The organism is Desulfobaculum sp. SPO524, assembly GCF_044987625.1.
Taxonomy (GTDB): domain Bacteria; phylum Desulfobacterota; class Desulfovibrionia; order Desulfovibrionales; family Desulfovibrionaceae; genus Desulfobaculum.
Map to the genome: position 1 here is coordinate 486,838 of NZ_JBJDSB010000001.1, position 24,280 is coordinate 511,117.

Annotated in this window: 21 protein-coding genes; 15 read left to right on the plus strand and 6 right to left on the minus strand. The window is 65.0% G+C overall.

Translation table 11 applies throughout. The features are described 5' to 3' along the window. Positions 1–2 precede the first annotated feature (2 nt). Complete coding sequence (locus ACI3L3_RS02040) at positions 3–2,141, minus strand: STT3 domain-containing protein (RefSeq protein ID WP_404843426.1); 2,139 nt, start codon at positions 2,139–2,141, stop codon at positions 3–5. 221 nt (positions 2,142–2,362) lie between these two features. Between ACI3L3_RS02040 and ACI3L3_RS02045 the strand changes: the two genes are divergently transcribed. Beyond that, positions 2,363–3,568, plus strand: a complete 1,206-nt coding sequence (locus ACI3L3_RS02045) for a type II secretion system F family protein (RefSeq protein WP_404843427.1) — start codon at positions 2,363–2,365, stop codon at positions 3,566–3,568. A gap of 81 nt (positions 3,569–3,649) precedes the next feature. Here ACI3L3_RS02045 and ACI3L3_RS02050 read toward each other — a convergent pair whose 3' ends face one another. Next, positions 3,650–5,962 carry a transglutaminase family protein gene (locus ACI3L3_RS02050; RefSeq protein ID WP_404843428.1) on the minus strand — a complete coding sequence of 771 codons (2,313 nt, stop codon included), beginning with the start codon at positions 5,960–5,962 and terminating at the stop codon, positions 3,650–3,652. Between ACI3L3_RS02050 and ACI3L3_RS02055 the strand changes: the two genes are divergently transcribed. Then, the gene (locus tag ACI3L3_RS02055; RefSeq protein WP_404843429.1) at positions 5,930–6,790 is read left to right on the plus strand and encodes a VanZ family protein; all 861 of its coding nucleotides are present in this window, start codon (positions 5,930–5,932) and stop codon (positions 6,788–6,790) included. The two genes, ACI3L3_RS02050 and ACI3L3_RS02055, sit on opposite strands and share 33 nt — an antisense overlap. Here ACI3L3_RS02055 and ACI3L3_RS02060 read toward each other — a convergent pair. Genes ACI3L3_RS02060 through ACI3L3_RS02070 form a run of 3 tightly spaced genes read right to left on the minus strand, consistent with a single transcriptional unit; the run spans position 6,777 to position 11,183 of the window. Further along, positions 6,777–8,264: a GspE/PulE family protein gene (locus tag ACI3L3_RS02060; protein ID WP_404843430.1), complete on the minus strand. Its 1,488-nt coding sequence runs from the start codon at positions 8,262–8,264 to the stop codon at positions 6,777–6,779. The genes ACI3L3_RS02055 and ACI3L3_RS02060 overlap by 14 nt on opposite strands. A 3-nt stretch (positions 8,265–8,267) precedes the next feature. After that, positions 8,268–10,361 carry a secretin N-terminal domain-containing protein gene (locus ACI3L3_RS02065; RefSeq protein ID WP_404844107.1) on the minus strand — a complete coding sequence of 698 codons (2,094 nt, stop codon included), beginning with the start codon at positions 10,359–10,361 and terminating at the stop codon, positions 8,268–8,270. Between the two features lie 48 nt (positions 10,362–10,409). Next, positions 10,410–11,183 carry a PDZ domain-containing protein gene (locus tag ACI3L3_RS02070; protein ID WP_404843431.1) on the minus strand — a complete coding sequence of 258 codons (774 nt, stop codon included), beginning with the start codon at positions 11,181–11,183 and terminating at the stop codon, positions 10,410–10,412. A gap of 168 nt (positions 11,184–11,351) precedes the next feature. On the opposite strand from ACI3L3_RS02070, the gene mrtJ reads away from it, so the two are divergent. The 11 genes from mrtJ (at position 11,352) to ACI3L3_RS02125 (ending at position 19,223) form a co-directional block, all read left to right on the plus strand. Then, a complete protein-coding gene (gene mrtJ, locus ACI3L3_RS02075; RefSeq protein ID WP_404843432.1) occupies positions 11,352–11,822 on the plus strand; it encodes a JDVT-CTERM system glutamic-type intramembrane protease MrtJ in 471 nt (156 codons plus the stop codon). Positions 11,823–11,862: 40 nt separating this feature from the next. After that, the gene (locus tag ACI3L3_RS02080; protein WP_404843433.1) at positions 11,863–13,254 is read left to right on the plus strand and encodes a hypothetical protein; all 1,392 of its coding nucleotides are present in this window, start codon (positions 11,863–11,865) and stop codon (positions 13,252–13,254) included. Continuing rightward, entirely contained in the window at positions 13,251–13,667 is a 417-nt protein-coding gene (gene gspG / locus ACI3L3_RS02085; RefSeq protein WP_404843434.1) for a type II secretion system major pseudopilin GspG, read from the plus strand. The genes ACI3L3_RS02080 and gspG overlap by 4 nt, the downstream gene beginning before the upstream one ends. Next, the gene (locus ACI3L3_RS02090) at positions 13,667–14,101 is read left to right on the plus strand and encodes a Tfp pilus assembly protein FimT/FimU (RefSeq protein WP_404843435.1); all 435 of its coding nucleotides are present in this window, start codon (positions 13,667–13,669) and stop codon (positions 14,099–14,101) included. The genes gspG and ACI3L3_RS02090 overlap by 1 nt, the downstream gene beginning before the upstream one ends. An 8-nt stretch (positions 14,102–14,109) precedes the next feature. Further along, positions 14,110–14,478, plus strand: coding sequence for a prepilin-type N-terminal cleavage/methylation domain-containing protein (locus ACI3L3_RS02095; RefSeq protein ID WP_404843436.1), 369 nt, complete (start codon positions 14,110–14,112; stop codon positions 14,476–14,478). Next, positions 14,475–15,032 carry a prepilin-type N-terminal cleavage/methylation domain-containing protein gene (locus ACI3L3_RS02100; protein WP_404843437.1) on the plus strand — a complete coding sequence of 186 codons (558 nt, stop codon included), beginning with the start codon at positions 14,475–14,477 and terminating at the stop codon, positions 15,030–15,032. Before ACI3L3_RS02095 ends, ACI3L3_RS02100 begins: the two co-directional genes overlap by 4 nt. Beyond that, positions 15,029–16,003: a general secretion pathway protein GspK gene (locus tag ACI3L3_RS02105; RefSeq protein ID WP_404843438.1), complete on the plus strand. Its 975-nt coding sequence runs from the start codon at positions 15,029–15,031 to the stop codon at positions 16,001–16,003. The genes ACI3L3_RS02100 and ACI3L3_RS02105 overlap by 4 nt, the downstream gene beginning before the upstream one ends. Positions 16,004–16,075: 72 nt before the next feature. Continuing rightward, on the plus strand, positions 16,076–17,173 hold the full coding sequence (locus tag ACI3L3_RS02110) for a hypothetical protein (protein WP_404843439.1): 1,098 nt from the start codon (positions 16,076–16,078) through the stop codon (positions 17,171–17,173). 8 nt (positions 17,174–17,181) lie between these two features. After that, positions 17,182–17,673, plus strand: coding sequence for a hypothetical protein (locus ACI3L3_RS02115; RefSeq protein ID WP_404843440.1), 492 nt, complete (start codon positions 17,182–17,184; stop codon positions 17,671–17,673). 12 nt (positions 17,674–17,685) lie between these two features. Further along, a complete protein-coding gene (locus ACI3L3_RS02120; protein WP_404843441.1) occupies positions 17,686–18,516 on the plus strand; it encodes a hypothetical protein in 831 nt (276 codons plus the stop codon). A 20-nt stretch (positions 18,517–18,536) separates the two neighbouring features. Next, complete coding sequence (locus ACI3L3_RS02125; protein WP_404843442.1) at positions 18,537–19,223, plus strand: prepilin peptidase; 687 nt, start codon at positions 18,537–18,539, stop codon at positions 19,221–19,223. An 85-nt stretch (positions 19,224–19,308) separates the two neighbouring features. On the opposite strand, the gene ACI3L3_RS02130 is transcribed toward ACI3L3_RS02125, so the two are convergent. Then, positions 19,309–20,058 (minus strand): LarC family nickel insertion protein, encoded by a 750-nt coding sequence (locus tag ACI3L3_RS02130; RefSeq protein ID WP_404843443.1) that lies wholly within the window; start codon positions 20,056–20,058, stop codon positions 19,309–19,311. 168 nt (positions 20,059–20,226) lie between these two features. Between ACI3L3_RS02130 and ACI3L3_RS02135 the strand changes: the two genes are divergently transcribed. Next, positions 20,227–20,934, plus strand: a complete 708-nt coding sequence (locus ACI3L3_RS02135) for a CBS and ACT domain-containing protein (RefSeq protein WP_404843444.1) — start codon at positions 20,227–20,229, stop codon at positions 20,932–20,934. A gap of 234 nt (positions 20,935–21,168) precedes the next feature. Further along, positions 21,169–24,192: a PAS domain S-box protein gene (locus ACI3L3_RS02140; protein ID WP_404843445.1), complete on the plus strand. Its 3,024-nt coding sequence runs from the start codon at positions 21,169–21,171 to the stop codon at positions 24,190–24,192. Positions 24,193–24,280 lie beyond the last annotated feature (88 nt).

Sequence of the window (24,280 nt, forward strand, 5' to 3'; positions counted from 1 at the left end):
TTCTACAATCCTTCATAAATACGAACGTAGGGAAATCCTTCGTAGACAAGACGGAGCGCCCCATCCAAACGCGGCGAATCCGGACGGACGAGCAGCAGCTGTACCAGCATGCTGGCATAGGTGGCGTCGTCCATCACATAGGCGCGGCTGGCCGGGACATTGATGACCAAATGCAGCTTCGCTTCCGGATAGGCGTGGAACTCGCGCCCCTCGCGCGTGAGTTGGTCCACGGTGGCAACGCGGAAGCGCCGCCCCTGCACCTCCACGGTGCCGGTATCAAAATCCACGGTAAACGCGTGGCGCAGGCTGCGGCACAGCCCATGCGTGCCACTGGCGAGAACCGGGTCCCACGTGCCGAAGTAGGTAATCCACGAGGCAAGCGCGAGGTTCTCCCACGTGACCACAAGATAGCGCGAGCCATCCGCAGGCGGCACGGCGCCGGGGCGCGCGAGGCCCAGCATCATGTCGCGCACCTGCCGCGCGGTCATGTCATCCCAGCGCCGCCACGGCTCGTCATCCTCCAATGCGGCAAAACGCATAATCTGCGCGGCCTGCTGCGGCGAGGGCGTGGTCAACGCCTTGGCCAACGGGTACAAATAGCGCCCGGTATGGCGGCCCCCATCGGCAAAGGTCATCCGCCCGGAGTAGTACATGGTGGCGTAGCCATAGTCCCACCACGTCCAAACCATGCTGTCCTGCGGGGCAAACTCGCCAAGGGCCTTCAGCGCCTTGCCGTGGGGGGCGTCAATCACCGGGGAAACACCAAGGGTGGCATACCCCCGCACCGCAGGGACAAACACCACAATGCCAACGCACAGCGAGGCCGCAAGAGCCACAGCCCCCACCCCCCGGCGCCTGCCCATGCACTGCCGCGCCAGCCACACCACGGCCACAGCCAGCCCAAGCGCCACCACAGGCCCGCCAAACATGGCAAACCGAGAGCCAAACCGCACCGCCAAAAACGGCATAGCCGCAAGCGGGGCAAGAAACACCGCGCCCGGACGGGCAATGAGAACCAATGCGAATCCGCACAGTCCGGACACAACGTACCACGCACTGCCACCAAGGCGACCCAGCACTTCCATCGGGTCCACGTTGCCCGCCTCAATGATGCTCTGCACCACGTTGGGGTAAGCCGGACCAGCCCCGCTGGACGAGGCGTTGTCTCCATGCTGGGCGGCATCCCACACATCCACGGCGGAGGATTTGGCATAGAGCAGCAGCTTGTCCGCCACGGACGCGCCAAGGCCGCGCACATCAGGCGCCAGCACCATGACCGCAACAAGGGCCAGCGTCAGGGGCAGGGACTTCGCCGTCGCCGCGCGCCGCCACCGGGGCGAAGTCCACAGCACGGCGGCCAGCCCCGCCCCGGTGACGGCGCCCCACACGCCAAAAAACGCCGTCATGCCGAGGAGCACCAGCCCCAGGACCAGCCCCCGCCGCGCGCCGCGCCGCCCAAGCAGCACAACAAGCGCAGCGGCCAACAGATAGGCCATGGCGTAATAGTCGGGAATATTATGGTGCCACTGCCCGCCGCAGGCGACGGCGGCAAGGCCGATGCCCACGGGCCACGCAAGGGTCTCGCGAGGGCCGGGCGCATCCGCCGGGGCATCCCCGCAGCGGCCACGCCGCACGAGGTCAAGGGGAGTACGCAGCCACGGTCGCAGCCACAGACTCAGCAATACGCCGTGCAGCAGGGGAAAGAGCAGGGTCACCATATCGGTATCGTAGTACCCGAGGCGGCTTCGCATGTAATAGCCCGGCGCAATGGTGGCGAGCATCCCCGCGCACAGCGCGGCCTCGGGCGCGCCAAGGGCTACGGCCCACAGGGCGGTGACCACGGCAACCAGCCCAGCGGCCACGGCAGGCGCCCAAAAGGCCACCGTCTCCATGGACGCGCCTGTGGCGGCGGAGACGCCCCGCGCCAGCCGCGCAAGGGGCGAACCGGTGCCCAGCCCCACGCCGCGCGCGCCAGCCAGCCACGCGTAGGCGTCGTGCGTGGCCAGGATACGCTCCCCGTCCACACGGTAGGCCTCGGAAGAATTCCACTTGGATACATCCATGGCCCGCACGCCAAAGGCCGCCGCAAACACGGCCACAGCGCACGCCACCAGCAGCATGCCCTTTATGTCCGCGCGCAACTGAGCCTCCTGTGGAAATCCATCAGAGCCTTGCCAATATTCGAGAAAACCATGTACTCTACACTAGGCATAAGCAGTGTCTCACTCTCGACAGAAGACGAAGCACACGATGCAGGCGAATCATCCAGACGATGGACAGACCTGAGCCTATCCATCATACGACGATGCATGGGGATTCTGTCAACAACTCTTCGAAATACATCAAAGAACGGGTCATTTTCATGCCAACATACCAGTACACCGCCGTGGACGCCGACAACAAAAAGGCCAAGGGCTACATTGAGGCGGACAGTTCCGCCCGCGCCATGACGCTCCTGCGGGACAAGGGGCTGACGCCGCTGAAGTTCGCCCCGGTAGCGGACAGCGCGGCGCCGCGGCGCGGGTCGCTTTTTTCGCGCCTTGTCCCGGCGGCGCGGGTGCGGCTGTCCGAATCGTTCTATTATCTGGGCATTCTCATCCAGAGCGGACACTCCCTCGCGCGCGGGCTGGACCTTGTGGGACGCATGGCAACGGGCAAAAGCTCGCGCATTTGGCTGGACATCCGCGACAAGGTGGAACAGGGCACCCCCTTTTCCAACGCCTTAGAGGATTACCCCCGCCAATTCCCGGCGGTGTATGTAGGGATGATTCGCGTGGCCGAAACCACAGGCCGCCTTGGCGCGGTGCTGGAACAGGTGGCCCGCAACGAGGAACGCCGGGGCGAAGTGCAGGGACGCCTTGCCACGGCCATGGCCTACCCCGGTGTCATCCTGTGCGTGGGCCTTGGCGCGGTGTGGTTTCTGCTGGCCAATGTCCTGCCCAAGATTTCGTCCATCTTTCAGGCCTCGGGCAATGATCTGCCCGCCACCACGGCGTTTCTGCTGAGCCTTGGGCGGATGATGGAGTCCCTTGGCGCGTCGGTCCTGCTGGTTCCCCTTGTGCTCGCGCTCCTTCTGATGGCGGCGTACCGGCGCTTCCCGGCCATGCGCCGCGTTATTTCGCGGCAAACATGGCGCATCCCGGTGGTGCAGAAGTTTCTGCTGGCGCGTTTTTCTGGCCTGCTGGGGTTTCAGATTCAGGCGGGCATACCGCTGGTGCAGGCCATGGAAAGCTCCGCCCGCGCGGTGTCCTCGGCATTTTTGCAGGAAAAGATCATGGAGGCCCGGGCCGAAGTGGCGGCGGGCCGCCCGCTGGACAAGGTGCTGGAGGCGCAGGGCATCTTTCCGGATGTGTACATCCTCACCCTTGCCTCGGGCCAGCGCACCGGCCAGCTTGGGCCTTTTCTCTCGCGCGTGACGGGCATCATGGAGCGCGAGGTGGACAACGTACTACGGCGCATCGTGGCGCTGGCGGAGCCGCTGCTCATCCTGTGCGTGGGCCTTGTCATCGCCTTTATTGTGGTCGCCATCCTTGAACCCATCTTCGACCTGACAACGCTGGTCCGCTAGCCCCCCTACAAACGCAACCGCGCCCGCATTCTCCGGACAGCCGGAAAATGCGGGCGCGTCGGTTTGGGCGCCTCTGCAGCGTTATTGTCCGTCCTCACCCTCTGGCGGCGGATGGTCCAGCGTCCGGCGGACGATGGTCGCCTCGCCGGGGCGTACTGTGTGCAGGCGCAAGCGCAGATAGGGCTGTCCCGTCACATCGCGGCTTACCGTCGTCACAACATACCGCCCGGCGGACAGCGCCACATGCACGCTGCCGCGCTCCGGGTCGCGCCGCAGTTTGGGATTTTCCAGCCGCCTGATGTCGCCGTCGGACTTTATGACGGCCACGGCAAACTCGCGCCCGTAGGCCAGCGCGCTTTCATCAAGGGCGCGGCCACCGGCGGCAAAGCGGATTTCCAATTCGCCCCGCTCCTCGTACCACGCCTTGGCGCGGGGCTCGGCCGAGGTATCGCCAACGCCCGAGGCATGCTGGGGATACAAGGGCCGCCACGCGCGGCCGTCGTGGAATTCCACCCACGGCAGGTCGCGGTCCACGCGTGCGGGCACGCCGAGGCTCCGCAACGCCGCCACAGCAAAGACAGCTCGCTCCGCCTCGCTGGTCACAAGGCCGGACGCGGCGTTTTGCATCGGCGTCAGTGGCGGGCCGAGCACCGTATCCGGCGTTACGGCAAGGGCCGCACTGCCCCGCGCCACGCGCCGCGCCGCGCCAAGGGCCGACATCCCGCTGGAACCAAAACGCTCCGCCAGCAACCGCCGCCAATGCGAATGCGGCTCATCCGCCACGCGGCCACTGAGGACATAATCCCGGAACAGGTCATCCATGGCAGGATGCCCCGCCCGCTGCCACGCATCGCGCGCAAGGCGGGCCTCGGCTTCGGCCTCCTCGGGCCGCATGGCCACAAGATCCTTGGGGCTCATGTGCTCAAGCGCCTCGCGCAGGGGGACGGTGGGCGTGCTGGCCGCCATGATGATCGCGCGGAGCACCTCGTACCCGTCGCGCCCGGCGGCGCGGACCACCTCAAGGGCGGTCTCGCTGCCGGGCACACTGCGCCGCTGCATCACGGCGGCAGAAATGCCCGCAAACGCGCCAAGTTCGCTCATGCGGCGGGTTTCGGCGGAAGTTGTCGCCTCCTTGCGCTGGGCCTTAATGCTCTCGTGCATACCGGAAAAATGCTGTTCCACCTCCGCATAGCGGGGAAAGCGCGCCCAGCGCCCGCCCTCGGGCACGCCGCCGCGCGCAAGGTCAAGGTGCACCTGCACAGCTTCGTCCGGGGTGACCGAAGTCCATGCGTAGGCCACATGCCCGCCGCGCCCCGCGCCAATGAGATAATCGCCGCCGCCAAGGGTGATGCGCCCCTCGCCGTCCTCATCCAGCACCACCCGCGCCGCGCGCGTCAAGCCGCCGCCATTCACCACAAACACATACGCCGTGCCGCCGCCAAGAGGCCCGTCACCGCCCCGCACACTGAGGAGCACATCTCCGGGCGGAGTGTATTCATGGGTGCGGTTATATATGTCGCAGGAACGCTTTTGGGCGTAGAGCGGCTCGTCCGACGGGCCATGGCCGTAGGCCGGGGCCAACACGATGGGCGCAGCAAGGGCGGGTTTCAGGAACCACCCAACGCCAAAGTCCGCGTCAATCTCCCCCGCGCCAAGGGGCCACCAGCCCCCGGCGGCCCAGACCTCAACCCACATATGGTTGCCGTCGTCATGCCGCCATGCGGGCACAAGGCATGGTCGCGCGGGAATGCTGAGCGACCGGCACGCCGCAACAAGCAGGGCCGAAAGTTCCTCGCACCGCCCGGCCCCGCGCGCCAAGGTATCCTGCACGCCTTGGTCGCGGCGCGAGGACGGCCCGTAGGCCGCGCGAGTGAACACCCACTGGTTCAGGGACAGCGCGGCGCGGCGCATGTCGCCGCTTAGGACGCCAAGGGGAGCCAGCGCGCTGAAAAATTCCCGCCGGTACGGCTGAACCGGCTCCTGCGTGACGCGGTGGGGGACGACATAGCGCAAGAAGATATCCCACGGTACGGAGGGTCCCCACGGCATGGCGCGGCGGGCGATGAAGGCGTAGTCCACGTGCTCGGCAAGGGCGGCCTCGTCCATGGTCATGGCGTCGGCAGGCGGCAGGTTGGCCACCAGAAACCACGCGGCGCGCCGCTGCCGGGAACCAGGCTCGTACCGGCTCAGAAACCGCCGCAGCTCCGGGGCATTGTCCCCGGCAACATCCAAAACGGCCCGGATGTTTTCCGCCGCCTGCTTGGCCCCGGGGGCGTCGTCGGGTATCATGGTCTTTGGGGCACTACGCCCCGCACACCCTGCACAAACGCACAACACCAGCACCGCAAGGAGCCGCGCCGGATGCCCGAGACACCGCATCGTCGTCCTGCCCATTCCGCCCTCCTGTGGCTGCTGTGCGCCGCCACGTACTGGCTTGCCGTCACCCTCGGGCACGACACGGCAAGCACGCTGTACGGCCGCATCTTTTCCCTGTTTGGCCGCTCGGTCATGGAGGCCGCCCTCCATGCCGCAAGCCTTGCCTTCCTCGCCCTGCTTGTACTGGCCCGCCTGCGCATTGGCCGTGCGCCCGGCCACCGCGAGGTTGGCGCATGGGCCATCCTTCTCGCCCTTGTGGCCCTTACCGACGCGTTGCTGGTGGTCACCAATATTGAGCGCGTCCACTACCCGCAATACGCCCTGCTTGGCCTGCTGCTTATGCTGGCGTGTCAGGACGCCGTGGCGGCCATGCTGCTGGGCGCCTTGGCGGGGTGCGTGGACGAAGCCCTGCAGTACGCCCTGTTTCCACAGTACACCAAATACCTCGATAGCAACGACTGCATTTTGAATCTTCTTGGCGTAGCCATGGGCGTGATGCTGTGGCGCTGGGCCAGCACCCGCCCGGCGCGCGCCAGCCAGCCAGCCCGCGCCATGGGGACCGGACTGTGGGGCCTTACCCTGCTCCTTGGCCTGTGGGCGGGACTGACGGGCCGCCTCATCCCCTACGCCGCGCCCGGAAATGACTATGCCGTGTTCCCCCTCATCGACGGAACACGGCATATGGTGCTGTCCTTTCTTCAGCCCGCGACCTTTTGGACCGTGGCCGAATACGGCAGACGCTATCACATTCTTTCCCCGGCGTGGGGGCTGGCCGCGTTTGCGGCGCTGCTTTTCGCCGTCACCGCGCTGGTGCGCGCGGCAACACGCCGCGCTACAGACGCGTAACGCGCAGGACCTCCTCCACCGTGGTCCGTCCCTGCCGCACCAGTTCAAGCCCATGTTCCAGCATGGAGCGGTGCCCGCCAGCGCGCGCATACTCCTGAATGCGGTCCACGCTGGCCTTGCCAAGAATCAGCCCGCGCAGGCCTTCGTCCACGGGGAGCAGTTCAAAAATGCCATGACGGCCCTTAAACCCCGTCTGCATGCATGCCTCGCACCCCTGACTCACCTGCTGCTCCACAATATCCTTCCCGGCCTCGCCAAGCAGGCGTTTGGTTTCTTCCTCAATGGGCCGGGGCGCGGCGCACTCGGGGCAGTTGAGGCGCACAAGGCGCTGCCCCATGGCAAGGGACACCGACGACGCCACAAGAAACGGTTCAATGCCCATCTCCAGCAGGCGCGTCACTGCGGTTGCCGCGTCGTTGGTGTGCAGGGTCGCCAGAACAAGATGCCCGGTGAGCGATGCCTGAATGGCGGTGCTGGCGGTTTCCTCGTCGCGGATTTCGCCCACGAGGATGATGTCCGGGTCCTGCCGCAAAAAGGCGCGGATGGCTCCGGCAAAGGTCACGCCCGCCGCGCGGTTCACCTGCACCTGATTCACGCCCTCAAGGTTGTATTCCACCGGGTCTTCCACGGTCATAATATTGCTGGCCTCGCTGACCAGCTCCGACAGCGCGGCGTAGAGGGTGGTGGTTTTGCCGCTGCCCGTTGGGCCGGTGACAAGGACAATACCGTGGGGCGCGCTCACCACCTGCCGGAACTGCACAAGGTCCTCCCCCTGCAACCCAAGGTCCGGCAGGGACAGGATGGTCTTGGACCGGTCCAGAATACGCAGGACAGCCTTTTCGCCCTTGAGGGTGGGCACGGTGGAGACGCGGATGTCCACGTCCTTGTGCCCCACCTTCACGCGGATGCGTCCGTCCTGCGGGGCGCGCGTTTCGGCCACGTCCATCTCGGCCATGACCTTGATGCGCGCCAGCACGGTGGATTGCAGCCGCCGGTCCAACTGACGCACGGTGTGCAGAACGCCGTCGAGGCGGAACCGGATAAGAAAGCGGCCCTCGCTGGCCTCCACATGCACGTCCGACGCGCCCTGACTCACCGCCTGCTGGATGACCTTGTTCACCAGCCGGACAATGGGCGCATCGTCGTGCCCCCAGCCAAGGAGTTCCTGACTGTCCGACGCGGCGTCAAGGTCGCCGTCCTCCTCGCTCTGCTCGCCCTCCTCCTCCCACAGGGACAGGGCTTCCTCCAGCGCGGGATAGAACGCTTCCTCCGCCACCACCTCGGTGCGCAGGCCCATACCCAGCATCCAGCTCAGGTAGTCCGCCTGCACAAGGGCGCGGTCCTTGAGCACCCACACGGTCACGGCGTCACCGTCCATGCCAACGGGCAGGAACTCGTTGCGCTGTGGGAAGGACAAATAGGCCTGCACCACGGTGTCGCTCAGGCTCTCCAGCCGGATGGACTGCTGGGGCATGGTCTACTGCTCCTCCATGATGGGCGTCTCGGTCAGCGGCTTTTCTCCCACTTCGGGTGTGGGCGTGGGCGCGGGCTTGCCGCCCATGCCAAAGCTTTCAAGGCTTTCGTCCACGGAGTTGGGCGGAATCTCGTCCTCGTCGAGGTTGAATTCCTTGTTGATGGCATCCTGCACGCCCTGCGTCTGCTGGCGCGCCTCGTCCAGCTTGCGGCGGCTCAGTTCCATGGCGTCCTCGCGCGTGTGCACGATATGGGCGGAGACAAAGAGCATCAGCGTGCGCTTGACGGCCGACGTGTTGCGGCTCTTGAACAGCCAGCCAAGGAGCGGCACCTCGGAGATGCCGGGCATGGCCTTCTGCCCGCGGTCCAAGTCGTCCTGAATCAGGCCGCCAATGACCATGGTCGCGCCGTCCAGAAGCTGAACCGAGGTTTTGGTGTTTCGCTTCAGGGTAATGGGCAGTCCGTCCGTGGCGGAAATGGCCGTCACGCGCGCCACCTCCTGATACAGATCCAGATGAATGAGGCCATCCTCGGCGTTGATGTGCGGGGTGACCTGCAACTTCACGCCGATTTCCTTTTCGCGGTACTGGTTCTGAGTGGTGCCGCCGTCGGTGATGTTGCGCCCTTCCAGCACAAAACGCTCCTCACCCACAAAGATTTCGGCCTCGGCATGGTCCATGGTCAGAATCTGCGGGGTGGAGAGAATGTTCACGCCCGTGGCTTCCTTCAAATAGGACACCAGCGCGCCAAGGGAGGGGTAGCGCACGCCGTCGTAGGTGACCACATCGCCCAATACGCCAAGGGTAAAGCCGCCGGGAAGCGCCGAAAAGTTCGGTCCCTCCGGGTCGCTCTCCAGCGTTGGGGCTTGGAAGGGAATCAGCGAGCTGTCGCCGGTTTTGGGGTTGTCAATAAAGCCAATGCTGGCCCCAACGTTGCTGCCGCCGCCGCCAGCCAGCCATTCCACGCCAAAGGACTGCGCGTTCTCAAGGCTGGTCTCCAAGATGAGCGCCTCCACAAACACCTGATCCAGCGGCCGGTCCAGCTCCTCCACAATGGCGTCCACCCGCGCGAGGAAATCCGGGTCGCCCAGCACCACCAGCGTGTTGGTATCCACATCCGACGACACAAGGAAGGAGTCTTCCTTATCCTTACCCGCCATGACGGAGGTTTTGGTCTTGGCGTCCTCGCCGCCCGCGCCCGCAGGCGAGGCGGATTCATCAAGGCGCTCGCCAAGGGACGAGAGCACATCGGCCACGGTGTTGGCCTTGGCATTGCGCAGGCGGTAAATTTTGTAATTGGACGTCACGTCCTCGCCGGTATCGAGGCGCTGGAGCAGGGCCTTCACCTCATCCACCTGCGCGGGCAGTCCGGCAATGAGCACGCTGTTGGACCAGCCAAGCACGTAGGACAGCGGCTCGTCGCCGCCAAAGCCCTTGGCCTTGAGGTCGCCGTAAAACTTGGCGATAACGCGCTGGGCGTCCGTGGCCTTGACCTTTTCCAGCGGGACAATGTCGTGCTTCCAATCCGGACGCGTCAGGGGGACGGAGTCCAGCACTTCCACAATGCGCCGCACCATAAGGCGCTTGTCGCTGATGAGCAGGGCGCGAGCCTGCGGGACGGGCAACGCCGCGCCGTAGCCGGGGCTGACCATACCGGCCACCAGCTCGCTGGCGGACTTGGGCTCCAGCCCGCCCTCCAGGCGGTAGAACACGGTGATGCGCTCGTCGTCGCCGCCGGGGCTGATGCTGGGATAAAGCGTGTCGCCAATCTCCTTCACCTGCCCACGCCGGACGATGTAGTGCACGTCGTCCTTGATGACCACATCATACCCCACCAGCAGCAGCATATGCCGCAGAATGGTCATCAGCTCGGACTCCGTGACCGGCTCCTTGGAATAGATGCTCACACGCTGGGCGGGGATGCCCTCGTCGTAGACAAAGTTCTTGCCCGTGTAGTTGGCCACAAACTTGACGAGGTCCCCAATGAGGATGTTGTCCAGATTGGCCTGCACGTCCGCGCCATCCTGCGCGGCGACCGCGCCGCACAAGGTCAGCACCAGCGCCGCGCACACCACGGCATTCCGCATCAGCTTGAGCATCACGTTTCCCCCTGTTCTTCCGCGATGTTGATTCTACCCTGCTTCCGTCTAGTCGATGTTCAAGAGAAAGGTCTTCACATCCTTGCCGCGCTGCACATCCACCGTCACGGTGGTGCCGGGCTTCATGTCCTTGTAGGCCATCAGGAGCTTGTGCGGGCCGTCCATGCGCCTGCCGTTGATGCGGATGAGGACGTCGTTATCCACCAGCCCGATGGTGCTGAGGATGGAGTCCTTTTTGATGTCCCGCAAGCGGAAGCCAATCACCTTGCCCCCCTCGCGGAAGGGCTTGAAATTGGCGTGGTTGAGCATCTGGGTGGGGTCCTTGAGGTACGGGGCAATCTTTTTGCCGTCGAGGTTCACAGCCACGGACTTTTCCACCGTTACCGGCGCGGGCAGGTTTTTCTGGTCGCGCAACTGCACGCGCTGTGTGTCGCCTCCGCGCGTCCACACCACGGCCTGCGGCTCCACGCTGGTGAGCTGCCAGCCCTGCTCGCTTTGCCCGGCGGACAGGGTCTTGAACTCCTGCCCCACCATGAACAGCCCATACGAGGGCTTGCCCAGCACGGTCCCAAGGAGCCGCCACGACGCGGGGTTGACCTTGGGCGCGGCCTGCTTGGGCGCGGCGGCCTTGGGCGCCGGCGTTGCCAGACCAAGGATATTGCGGTCGCGAATGTCCTTGATAACCCTATTCTGCTCCGCCGCGGAAGCAGGCACCGCCTCCGGCGCTTCAGGACGCGGCGGCACGGACACGGGCACAGCCCACCCGCTGACTGCATAGGCAGCGGCCAACCCCACAACAACCGGCCATATCCATTTCAACATATTGAATTTCATCGTCGTTATGCTATACACCTGTAATGTAGAGGTTTCCCCATCATTACTCGGTATAAGCGATTTCACCCTCTACTACAATACGTTTCCCAAATCATTGCACAAGGTGAGCGCTTTTCATCCAGCAGATAACGGCCTGTCACGGGCCTTTGAGGGAAAATGACCAAATCAGGCACCCAAACGCCCTCCCGCAGATTCACCCGCGCCCTGCTCCGGCAGTGGTCCGCCACATGGCGGGGACTTGTGTCGCCGGGGTACCTTGCGCTGGTGCTTGCCGGGGGTGTGGCCTACGCGCTGCCCCGGCCCGCAGCGGCCCTGCCCCTTGGCATGCTGCTGCTCAAGGCCTGCGCGGAAGAAGCCGCCTTCCGCTTTGGCCTGCAGGAGACCGTGCACCGGCTTATCTCAGACCGAACCTTTGGCCCCGTCAGCGTTGCCAATCTTGCGGCGTCGGGCACCTTCAGCGCCATGCACCTTGTCTCCCACAGTCCGCCGTGGGCGCTGGCGACCTTTGTCCCGTCCCTCGCCTTCGGCCTTGTGTGGGACCGCCACCGCAGCCTACCGCTGTGCGTGCTGCTGCACTTTGTCTACAACGCCCTCTATTTCCACCGCCCCTTGCTGGGCGCAGGCTAGACGGACGGCCATGACCGCCCGCCCTCGCCAAGGAGTCACCATGCACCTGCCACACCGTCCGCGCCGCCCCCGCCCCGCCAGCCGCCTTGTCCCTGCCGTGCTGGGCCTTGCCCTTGCCGCCCTTGTCTGCGCCTGCGCGCCGCGCACCGCCCCGCAGGACGCCGCGCAAAGCGGTCCCGTCACCGTGCATGACATCCTTGCCCAGCGCCTGACGCGCCAGCATACGCCCGTGGACTCCGTCTTTTCCCCGCCGGAGGACATCCGGCACCCGCGCCACGCCATACTGCTGTCGCGCCAGCATCCGGACGTTGCCCTGCTGCGCGGCGTCACCTGCGCTATCGCCAAGGAAGACGGCGTGGCCGCCGGGTTTGAAAACGGCACCGTGACCATCCTTGGCGCAGAGGACTGCCGCACCGCCGCCCTGCCCGGACGCGGTCCCGTGGACCGCATCAGTTGGCAGCCGGGGTATCCGGCCCTTGCGGCAACGCAGGCGGGCTCGCGCATGGTGCATGTGCTGGCGGTGGAGCGTTGCGCATGGGTGGGGGAACACCGCGTGCGGGGCGATATTGAGCGCATCGCCATTTCGCCGCGCGGGGCGTGGCTGGCCGTGGTGGACGCCGCCCACAAGCTGTGGCTGGGGTCCTCCGTTGGCGTGCTGGACCATGTGGGCACCCTGCGCTTCAAGGTGCTGGCCTTTGCCTTTACCCCCGGAGAGTCCGTGCTTATGGCGGCGGACAGCGCGGGCTGGGTGACGCTGTGGACCACATCGCCCATGGCCTTTGGCGGACGCTTTTTGGTCCCAGGTGGCCCATTTGCCGCCGCGCGCTTTGACGGGCGCGTGCTGACCCTCACCCCAAAGGACGGACGCCCCGTGGGCTTTGACGTGGCAACGCGCGCCCCCGCGCCCCCACAGCCAGACGACAGCCCATTCACTCTTGCCGGCGGCGTGCTCACCTACACCGTCCCGGACAAACGCTGGGTGAAGCGCGTCGCCTTCTCCCCGCCGCCCCTTACGGCGGCCATCGCGCCGCAGGCGGAGCGCCTTCGCCTTGCGGACATGGACGGCGAAACCCGCGTGTACAGCCTGCGCACCGGACGCGAAACAACAGCCCCGGATGACGCCGCGTGGGAAAACGCTTCCATCACCGTCACAGGCGAAATTCTGCAAGGCAAGGAGCGCTACCGCGTGGCGGATCCCATCATGCAATCTTCCGGCAAGCTGTTGCTCTGCCGGTATATTGCGGGTATAGGATTCTATTTATGGTGGGTGGAATCCCCTTCCGTTGAGGGGGTGCCCGAAGCGCCGCCCGGCGCACTGCCCCTGCGGACATCCATCCGCACGGACACACGCCCCGGCGGCGTGCCGCTTGCCAGCCCGCCAGCGTCAGAGGAGTCATCCACACGCGCCAGCGACAAGGAGTCCGCACCATGACACGCGCACGCACACCGCGCCGCACACGCGGCGGCTTCAGCCTCATTGAACTGATGGTCGTCATCGTCATCCTTGGCATCCTTGCCACGCTTCTTGTGCCCAAGATTATGGACCGTCCGGACGAAGCGCGCATCACCAAGGCGCGGCTGGACATCCAGTCCATTGAAACCGCCCTCAAGCTCTACAAGCTGGACAACGGCCGCTACCCCACCACCGAGGAAGGCCTTGGCGTGCTGGCCGGGGACTATCTGGAAAGCACCGGCCTGCCGCACGACCCGTGGGGCAATGAATACATCTACCAAGCTCCCGGTCCCGGCGGCGCAGACTACGACATCGTCAGCCTTGGCGCGGACGGCAAGGAGGGCGGCACGGACACCGCCGCCGACATCAGCGCGCTGGACGAGGACGGCTGATGCCCTCGCCCGTGCGCCGCGCGCCGTCTGGCATGACGCTTATCGAAATCCTCGTAGTGATGGCGATTGTTGCCGTGGCGTGGGGCCTTGTGCTGCCGCGTCTGGACATTGGCGCGGCGGGCGATGAGACCACGCAGCGCCTCAGCGCCCTGAGCACCGCGCTGGACGCTGTGCGCGAAGAAGCCCTGCGCACCGGGCGCACACAGGCGGTGACCATCGCCATCGGCGAAAAGATGCTGGTGTGGGATACAACGGAAATGGAACTGCCCGCCGCCGTCTCGCGCGCCAAGGTCAATGGCGAAAACCCCGGCGGACTGGCCTTTGCTTTCAACATTTACCCCAGCGGCGTCAGCGACGAGGTCCGCCTTGTCCTGCGCGACGGCAGCGCCCTGCGCCTTGACGCACTGGGGAACACCTTCGATACCAATTCATGAGGACGCCCATGCCCCATGCCCCCCGCACCGGGTTCTCCCTGCTTGAGGTGCTCATCGCTCTGATGGTGGCCGCCGTGCTGGCCGTAGGGCTGATGAGCGCGCAGGGGCATATTGTGCACCTTGCCGAGCGCGGGCAGGGCATATGGGACAACCTCAACATGACCGCGCGCCTTATGGCCGAGGACTATCCGGACCGCCTCTCCACCCCGTCCGCCGGATTTGTGCCGGACTCGGAGCAGCCCGGCGGAGAGTGGCAGCTTGAGCGCACGGGCAGCATCGACGGCCTGGGGCGCTACGCCCTCACCACCAAAGTGCCCGACGCCACCCTACGCTGGGAGTGGTTGCGCAACGAACGCATCGCCGGGAGCGGACCATGACCGCGCGCCGCACGGGCTTCACCCTTGTGGAACTCTTGGTGGCGCTGGTGGTGGGCGCTCTGGTCATGGGCATTGTGCTCGTCTCCGTGGACCGCACCATCCGCAACCACGCCGTGCTGGAGCGTCAGGGCGAAGCGCTCACGCGCATGGCGCGCCTGCGGCGGCTCTTGCACCGCGACTTCGTCAACGCGGATACCGACACCCTCACCTTCACCTCCGGCGCGCTGGAACTGCACACCACCCACGCCCTTGGCATGGACGCCCCCTTCCGCGTGCTGGTGGAATGGGACTTTTCCACCGGCGGCATCATCCGGCGCGAAACCGTGGAGGACATGGACCTTGAGCGCGAGCTTACCGTCCTGCCCCGGTACGACGACTTTACGGCGGAACTCTACGACAACGGCAAACGGCGCTGGCTCCCGGCGCGGACGCTTTTTTCCATGCAGTCCCCGGCCTTCACGGCCCTGCGCCTCACCCTGACCCCGCAAGGCGGCGAGGAGATGACCATCATTGAACGCCTGCCCGCCATGAAGACTCGGGAGACCGCACCATGACGCTGCGCCCTGCGGACAGCCACGCCCCCCAGCGCGGAGCCGTGCTCATCCTTGTGCTGGTGTGCATGCTGGCGGTGGCGTCCCTCGTCCTTGGCGCGCTGGACCAGAGTTTTCGCCAAGCGCGCGAGCCAGCCCTGCTGGCCAAGGAATACCGCGCGGACATGCTGGCCGAGGCAGGCCTTGCCGCCGCAGTCCAGCGCATCCAAAACCGCGACACCCTCCCCGGAGCGGACGGCCCGCTGGACGACTGGGCCGAGACATGGACCGGACCGGGCATGACCGTGCACATCATCCCCTGCAACGCCTATATCGACCTTGGCTGGCTGCTCCCCGGCGAAACGAAAGCCGAACAGCAAACCACAACGGAGGCCTCCAAACGCACGCAACGCGCTGTGGAAGAACTCCTGCGTGATGCAAAGCTCCCCATCACCGCCGCGCAGTACCTTATGGACTGGATGGACAAGGACACAGACCGCGAAAGGTTGCACGGAAGTGAAAAATCAGCATATAGTTCAACAGGGAAGGACTACTTTCCGCGCAACGACGCCCTGCCGCGTCCTGAAGAGGCCCTGCTTGTGCGCGAGTGGGACGACGCCACCCCAGAGTGGGTGCGCGAGCACTTCACCCTGTGGGGGGAAGACGAGGCCGCGCTGAACCTGAACTTCGCGCCGGAGGACGTTATCCGCGCCTTCCTGCCGGAGCTTGAGCCATATGTGCCAAGCCTCCTGCACTACCGCGAAAAGTTCGGCCTGCGCACTCCGGCGGACCTCATGCACGGCGACATCGGCGTGCCGCAGGAGGTTTTTTTGGAGGTGGATCAATACGTCACGGTGTCGGCAGGGACCTACCGCGTGATTATTGATGTGGACAGCCAAGGCTGGCACCAACGCATGCGGTGCATCGTCAACGTCAACGAAACGCAGTGGGAACTCATCTGCGCCGATGTGTTGGAGAATTGGCTGGAGGACTAAGACGCGACACGTACTCGGGCTGGCCGCTCCACAGCGCGCCGCCCCTCACGCCCCGGAAACAGGTGGGATACAATGGCCGCAAAGCGCTTCTACGCCCTGCACTTCGATGGCGACACGGAACACTGGGAACAGTTCGACGGCGCGCGCCTCGCCCCATGCGAGCCGCCCTCCGGCACGCCGGACTTGCCCGTTGTCGCCCTCATTCCGGACGACCATATCTTTTTCTTTCATCCAGATGATATTTCGCTGACCAAGGCGAGGGCCATGCGCGCGGCGTGCCTGCTGCGCATGGAGCATCTCTTTCCCCAGCCGCAGGACGGGCAGGAGCGCGGCCTTGTCCATGGCGGCGCGGGGGGCCTGCTTGGCTTTGTCACCGGGCCGGGGCTTGACGCGTTCTGGGAACGCCATGCCGAATCCCTCGCCCACGCCACCCTTGTCTCCTCCAAGTTTCTCCTTGGGTGGAACGTGGCGGCGCAGCGCAGTCTTGACCGCTGGACCATGAGCAACGGCTCCAGCCCGCACCTCCTCACCAAAGGCGGCATGGTGCACCGCACGCCGGACTCCGCGGAGCTGTCCCGCCGCATGGATGACGGGGACCAGCCCGCCGCCGTGGATTGGCGCGAGGCCCTCACCGAGGTGGGCACCCAGCCACGCATGTGGTCGCGCCTGCGTCTGCCGCTCACGCGGTCCGGCTCCCGCGAGGGGATGCTGCGCCACGTGGGCATTGCCGCCGCGTGCATCACGGTTGCCGCCGTTCTGGCACTGTCCGTAAGCGTGCGGCAGTACCTGCACTACAGCGCGGAGGCCGAAACACGCGAGGCCGCCCTGTCCGAACTCTACGCCCGCGCCCTTGGCCCGGACCAAGGCCCGGCCCCCTACCGGCGACTGGTGTCCCTGCACGCGCGCCTCAAGGGCGAGGATATCCCCGGCTTTGACGTCCTGAGCCTGCTTGGCACCCTCAGCGCCAAAGCGCCGCAGGGGCTGAAGGTGGACTCCCTGACGCTGGCACCGGGCAAAGGCTCCCTGCGCGGCACCCTGCCAAACTACGACGCGGTGGAGCAGTACCTGAGCGCCCTCAAGGACGCTCCGGGCTACACCTTTACACTCCAACAGGCGACCACAGCCGAAGGCGGCGTCGTCTTTGGCATGAACGTCACGGTCACGAAGTAGGGGGAACCATGTCGCTCTTCGACCATCCCGCCGTACAACGCATCCTCGCCCACCCGGACAAGGCCGCCATGCTTGCCCTCGGGGCGTGGGCGGTTGTGCTTTTGCTGCTGTGGGGGGCGGTTTCCGGCGCGGCGCAGACCGCACTGGCCCGCATCGAGGACACGGACAAGCGCTTTGCCCGCGCGGCCCCCCTCGTGCGCGAGGTCCTCTACATGCAGGCCCAGCGCGCGGAATTTGAATCCATGGAGCCGCTGGCCGCCGCCCGCAAGGTCACGCGCGACCTCAAGATGGACGACAGGCTGGCCGCCATCCGCCCCACTCCCGCGGCGGACGGCAACGACGGCATCCAAATGGTCTTTGAACGCCTGAACCTGCCGCAGACCCTGAACCTGCTCAAAAACCTGCGGGACCGGGTGGGGCTGAAGGTGGTGTCCTGTTCGCTGAATAAGCGCCTCGACAACCCCGCCCTCGCAGACATGCAACTCATCTTGGTGCGCTAAAGGAGCCCACACATGGCCGAAACAATTTTGCTGTCCGAAAGAAAACGCCGCCCCGCCCTGCGCGGAGCGGGTATTACGCTGCTCTTCATCGCCGCTTTGGTGGCAGGGCTCGCCTTTTTCACCCCGTGGGACCGGGTATGGTCCGGCGCGCTGCAGTTGACCCTGTCGCGCATGGACCAAGTGGAGGCCAAGTGGAAAGGACTTGACGAGGCCAGCATGTTCCGCTTCACCTTGTCGGACCTTATGGGCATGACCCCGAGCGTGCGCTTTGCCGCGGACGCCGTCAGCGCCAGCGTCAGCACCACGCCGCTGACGGCCACCAACGTGACCATCGACCTTGGGCACACCACGGTGCGCATTGACGAAGCGCGGCTGGAGGTTGGGCTTGCGCCCCTTGTCCGGCTGACCATCAGCACCGGCCCGGAACTCACGGCGGAGCTGTATGAAGGGAAAAAGCTCCTCGTCACCGGCTCCGCCCAGGCGGAAAAGCTGCTGTCCGGCCGCCACTTCAGCGGCGTGGTGGACCTGCTGGCGGACTGCCAATGGCAGGACGGATGGACGAGCTATCCCAGCACCGGCAATGTGGACATCTACGCCGACCAGTTGCAACTGCCAAACGGCGCAATGGCCAGCAAAGTCCGGCTGGACATGGACCTGCGCGGCGAGCGCGGCATCATCCGCACCCTGTCCGCAGCGGGGCCGCTGCCCATGGCCGCACAGGGCACCGTGGAGTTCCGCAAGAACCTTTTCTTCTCGCGCGTGGCCTTAAACGGCACCATCGGCTCCGGCGAAGGCCGCATCCCATTCGCCCGTGAAAACAGGCTGACCCGACTTCTGAACTGACGCGAACCCGGACCGGAAACATGACACTGCCCGACTTCACCTTCCCCGCCGCGGCAACGGCGCTGGGACTGGCCCTTGGTGTTCCCGCCGCCACCGCCGTGCGGCGCTATCTGCGCACCCTCCCCGATGACGAATACGACGCCCCGCCCCGCCGCCTTACCCTGCTCACCGGGCTGGTCATGGCCGCGGCCAGCCTTATGCTGGCCCTGCGCTACGGTCCGGGGGCGGCGTTCACCGTGTACTTCGCCTTTACCGCCGTGCTTGTCACAGCCAGCTTCATCGACCTGTATAGCTTCATCCTGCCGGATGCCGTCACCCTGCCCTGCGCCGTGGCCGCCCCGGTGGCGGCCATTGTCCTGCTGGATATGCCCGTGGTGGAATGCGTGGGCGGAGCCGTGGCCGGTAGCGGCCTGTTCTGGCTTTTGCAACTCATCTACAGACACGTGCGCGGCGTTGAGGGCCTTGGCTCCGGCGACATCAAGCTCATGGTCTGCCTTGGCGCGCTCACGGGGCTGACGCTATTGCCCCTGACTATTTTACTCTCCTGCTTTGCCGCCCTTGGCGCGGCCCTCGCCATCCACCTGCGCGGCTCCGCCGTGGGGATGCAGACCGCCCTGCCCTTTGGGCCGTTTCTGTGCCTTGGGGCGCTGTTGGCCCTGACCGCAGGCCACCGCATCATGGACTGGTACCTCGGCGCGGTGCTGTAGCCCGCGCGCAAAAAAGCGGAGCGCCCAGCATGGGCACCCCGCCATACCACGGCGCCGTGGCGCCGCGAGGTAAGCCTTCTTCGCGCTACTGCGGCGCGGCGCATCCTGTTGGCGCGCCCTGCCACGCATCCACCAGCATCAGGCGCAGGCCCACATTGCCGGGACCAAGGTCATGGGTGCCGTAGCCTGTGCCCGTAGCCGTCACCACGCCTTCCGGACCGCTGGCAAAATGGTCCGTCACGCTGTCCAGAATAAGTGCGCCCGTAGGGGTGATGATTTCCTGCCGGAACGCCGTAGGATACACGGGCTTGCCGCGCAAAAGCTCCAGCGTGGCCGGTGCCGGCAGGCCAAGGGTGCCGTGGGCGCACTGCACGCGCCCGGTAAACCACGGCAAGGGCGAGGACACAACCCGCGTCACGCCAAGGGCCTCCAACGCGTAAAAGGCACCCACCACGTCCACAAGGGTATCCACCGCGCCCACTTCATGAAAATGCACCTGATCCACAGATATGCCGTGTACAGCGGCCTCCACCTTGGCCAGCTTGAGAAAAGCCTGCGACGCACGCTCACGCACGGTTTCGCTAAGCGGCATAAATGAAATGATGGCGATAATCTCCGGCAGATGCCTCAGGGGCTGGGCCGTATCGCCCTCCACGACAAGGCGCATGCCCACAAGGCCTGTGGCATGGGTCTCTTCCGCACGCACGCGCACATTAACCCCCAGCGTGCGCAGGGCCGCCCCCACCGGGGCAATATCCACCCCAAGGCTGGCCGACGCGGCAAGGAACATGTCTCCGGCAATGCCGAAGCCGCAATCCATAAACAGTTCTGGCATATTCGCTCCATAGGCGGGAGAGGGACCGGTCAAAGCCGGAGAATCCCCTTGAAATACCACGCCCTCTGTGCAACGTTACATACTATCAGAAGCCGTGTCCTTCCGGGGCGGGGCGCACAGCGCGCCACGCGGCACGGCGTCGTCTTCTGCCACATAAGGAGAAAGCGCATGCTGGTCGGCAATTGGATGAGCACCGAACCCGTCACGGCCCCTCCGGATACCTCCATGATGCGCGCCGCCAAGCTCATGAAGGACAAAGGCGTGCGCAGCCTGTCCATCGTTGACGACGCAGGGCTGCTGCTTGGCATCGTCACCGACCGCGACATTAAGGAGGCCTCGCCCTCGCAGGCCACCACCCTTGATGTGCACGAACTGTACTACCTGCTTTCCGAGATACGGGTCAAAGACATCATGACCGCCCGGCCACGCCTTGTCACGGTTTCGCCCGAAGACTCCGTGGAAAAGGCCGCCGTGCTCCTCCAGCGCCATAAAATCGGCGGCGTGCCTGTGGTCACCGGCGGCGACAAGCTGGTGGGCATCCTCACCCAAACGGATGTTTTTGACGTGCTCATCACCATTACCGGCGTGCTGCACGGGGGCTTTCAGTTTGGCATCGAACTGCCGGACCAGCCCGGAACCATGGCCGGTCTGGTGGAATTTCTCAACTCCCACCACGCCCGCATTATGAGCATCCTCACCGCCTACGAGCCCGTGGGCGCGCCAAACCGCCACGTTGTGGTGCGCGTGCAGGACATGGACCCCACCGCGCAGACCACCATGCTGGACGAGCTGGCGGAGCGCTACGCCGTCCTCTACATCCTGCGCGAGGACATCGAACCCGCACCGGATGACGGCGCCAGTCCCCACCCTGCGTAGCCTGCCCCTTTGCCCTGCGCCGTCTGCGTCGGGTATGGCAGATGCGGCAACGCGCCCTAATGCTTCCGCAATTTCTGCCGATAGGGAAACGTCTCGCGAGCATACCCGGCATGGCGCTGCCGATGCGGCAACTCTTTTGTACCGCACAGGGCCGTCACTTTGCCGATATATTGTGCGGGGAATATCTGCTAGAATCGTTGTAGACCACAATTCACTGCCAACCCCGCATATTCTATGAAACGGCTTCGCCACGTTTTTGTCCAACTGGGACTTTTGGCCTGCGTCTGCGTCCTTTTGGGCGTATGGAGCACCCCCGCGCTGGCGCATTTTGGCGTGGTGAACATTGGCGTGTTGTCCAAGCGCGGGCAAGCGGGCAGTTTCGCGCGCTGGAACCTCACCGCCGCCTACCTCTCCGCCACTGTGCCGGGGCATGTTTTCCGCATTATGCCGCTGTCCTTCGGGCAGGTGCGTCCCGCTGTCGCCAACCGGGATATCGACTTTCTGCTGTGCAATCCCGCCCTGTTCGTGGAGCTGGAGAAGACCAACGGCGTCAGCCCCATGTTGACGCTCAACACCACCCGCCTTGGGGTAACCAGTTCGCGTTTTGGCGGCGTCGCCTTTACCCTGTCGGACCGCGTAGACATAGAAAACATCTCCGACCTGCACGGCATCCGGTTTGCGGCGGTGGACAAGTCCTCCCTTGGCGGCTGGCTGGCCCTGCGGCGCGAGTTGCAACACATCGGCATTATTCCGGCCAAGGACCTGCGCGAACTCATCTTTACCGGCTCGCACGATAGCGTGGTGGACGCCGTCCTCAGTGGCACGGTGGACGCGGGAACGGTGCGTACCGGCACGCTGGAACGCCTCAGCGCCCAGCGCGGCATTCCGCCGGGCACCTTCAAGGTGCTCCCCCCCATTGGCGGGCACTCCATCACCTTTCCCTACGAGCACAGCACCCGGCTGTACCCGGAGTGGCCCCTGTCGCGTATGCCGCACACTCCCGAAGACCTCGCCCGCCTTGTGGACGCCGCCCTGCTGGCCATGCCTCCGGACCATCCCGCCGCCATCAGCGCCGGCATTTCCGGCTGGAGCGTGCCCCGCAACTACGAGCCCGTCCATGACCTGCTGCGCGAACTGCGCGTGGCCCCCTACGAGGACTACGGCACGCTGGACCCGGCGGCCTTCCTCTCGCGCTATTGGCCCTTTATCCTTGGCGCACTTCTCGCCGCCCTTGCCCTTGTGGGCATTACGCTGCACATTCTGTGGCTGTACTCGCGCCTAAAGGTGACGGAAACCAACTACCGCGCCCTGTTCGAGAGCGCTACGGACATGACCTTTGTCTGCGACGGCGAATTCATTATGGACGCCAACCCCGCGGCCTGCCGTACCCTCGGTTTCCCGCGCGAGGAGCTTATCGGCGCGCGGATGCAGGACATCATCGCCGAGCCTATGCACGAACTGCCGTGCGAAAATGCGGAGGCCTCGCACACCGCCCACACCTACAAAACCAGCTACCGCACCCGGGACGGGCGCACCATTCCCGTGGAGCTTAACACCAACGTCATCGAGTACATGGGCGAGGAAGCCGTCTTCCACGAAGCCCGCAACATCACCAGCCGCGTGCAGGCCGAAGCCGCCCTGCGCCAGAGCGAAGAAAAGTTCCGCGCCTTCTTTGAACAGCACTCCGTGGTCATGATGGTGGCGGACGTCGCAACCGGCGTCATCGCAGAAGCCAACGCCGCGGCCGCCGATTTTTACGGCTACCCTCTGGACACCCTGCGCGGCATGCACGTGACCGAGATCGACACGGACGACCCGGAAACCATCGCCGCCGCCATGGGCGAAGCCATTAAAGGCAAGAAGCAAATCTTCCCCCTCACCCACAAGCTCCGCTCGGGCGAGGTCAGAAGCATCGAACTGCACGCCGTGCCCATGATTGTGGACGGCAAGCAAACCATCTACGCCATTATCATCGACGTAACCGAACGCCAGCGCATGGAGCAGGAACTGCGCAGCGCCAACGCCTTTCAGGAACTCATGCTGGAAAACGGCATGATTGGCATCTGTTATGTCAGCCACACCACAATACAGTGGACCAACTTCCGGTTCACGGAAATCACGGGCTACTCGCAGGAGGAGGTCCGCCACAAGCCAGACCGCCTGTTCATCTCGGCCAAAGACTTTCAGCAATTCCGCGAGGACACGGAAAACACCTTCCAGCGAGAGGATATCTACGACGCCATTCACGAATTGATCCGGCCCGATGGCATGCGCTACTGGTGCCGCATCACCGGCAAGGCCATTGACGGCGCAGCACCGCGCGATGGCACGCTGTGGCTTATTGACGACGTCACGGAAGAAAAAATCATGGAGGACCAGCTCCGCGACACCAACCGCATGCAGCAGGTTCTGCTGGAGAACGATATCCTCGGTATCGGCCTTGTGCAGGACACCACCTTCCAGTGGGTAAACTCCCGCTTTGCCGAAATGGTGGAGCGGCCGGAGGAGCAGCTGGTCGGCGCGAAAATCAACACCCTCTTCCCCTCGCAGGACGACTTTCAGGAGCTGCGGACCAAAGCCTATGAGGACCTCGCCCGCGGCGAAACCACCGAAAGCATCATCCGCATGGGCCGGGGGAGCTACGATTCCTTCTGGTGCCGCCTCATCAGCCGTTTTCTTGTGCCGGGCGATGCCTCCAAGGGCGCCGTATGGATGATGGAGGATGTGACAGAACGCCGCCGTATGGAGGAGGAACTGCGCCTTATGGCCACGCGGGACGCCCTCACCGGCGCCCTCAACCGCAGGCGCTTTATGGAAAAGGGAGAGAACGAAGTCCGCCGCGCCCGCCGCTACGGCCACGCTCTTACCGCCCTGATGTTGGACCTTGACCATTTTAAAGTCATCAACGATACCTACGGCCACCATACCGGCGATGAAGTGCTGCGCGCCGTTGTGGACGCCTGCCACGACACCCTGCGCGACTCCGACGTCTTTGGCCGCCTTGGCGGCGAGGAATTCGCCGTCATCCTCACGGAAACCGCCGCAGAAGCCGCCTGCGACGTTGCCGAACGCCTGCGCCAGCGCATTGAGAACATCTCATCCATCAGCAGGGAGGGCGAGCCCCTGCACTTTACCGCCAGCATCGGCCTGTCCACTCTCCGGGATACCGACACCACGCTGGAGGACGTGCTCCGGCGCGCGGATGACAACCTCTACGAAGCCAAACAACAAGGGCGAAACCGCCTCGTCTGCGCCTAAGCCCATCCCTCTTCGTGTTACCAATGTCATTTTTTTGTCATTATCGCCCCTGCAATTATTGGTGTTGACATGCATACCCCCCTCACCT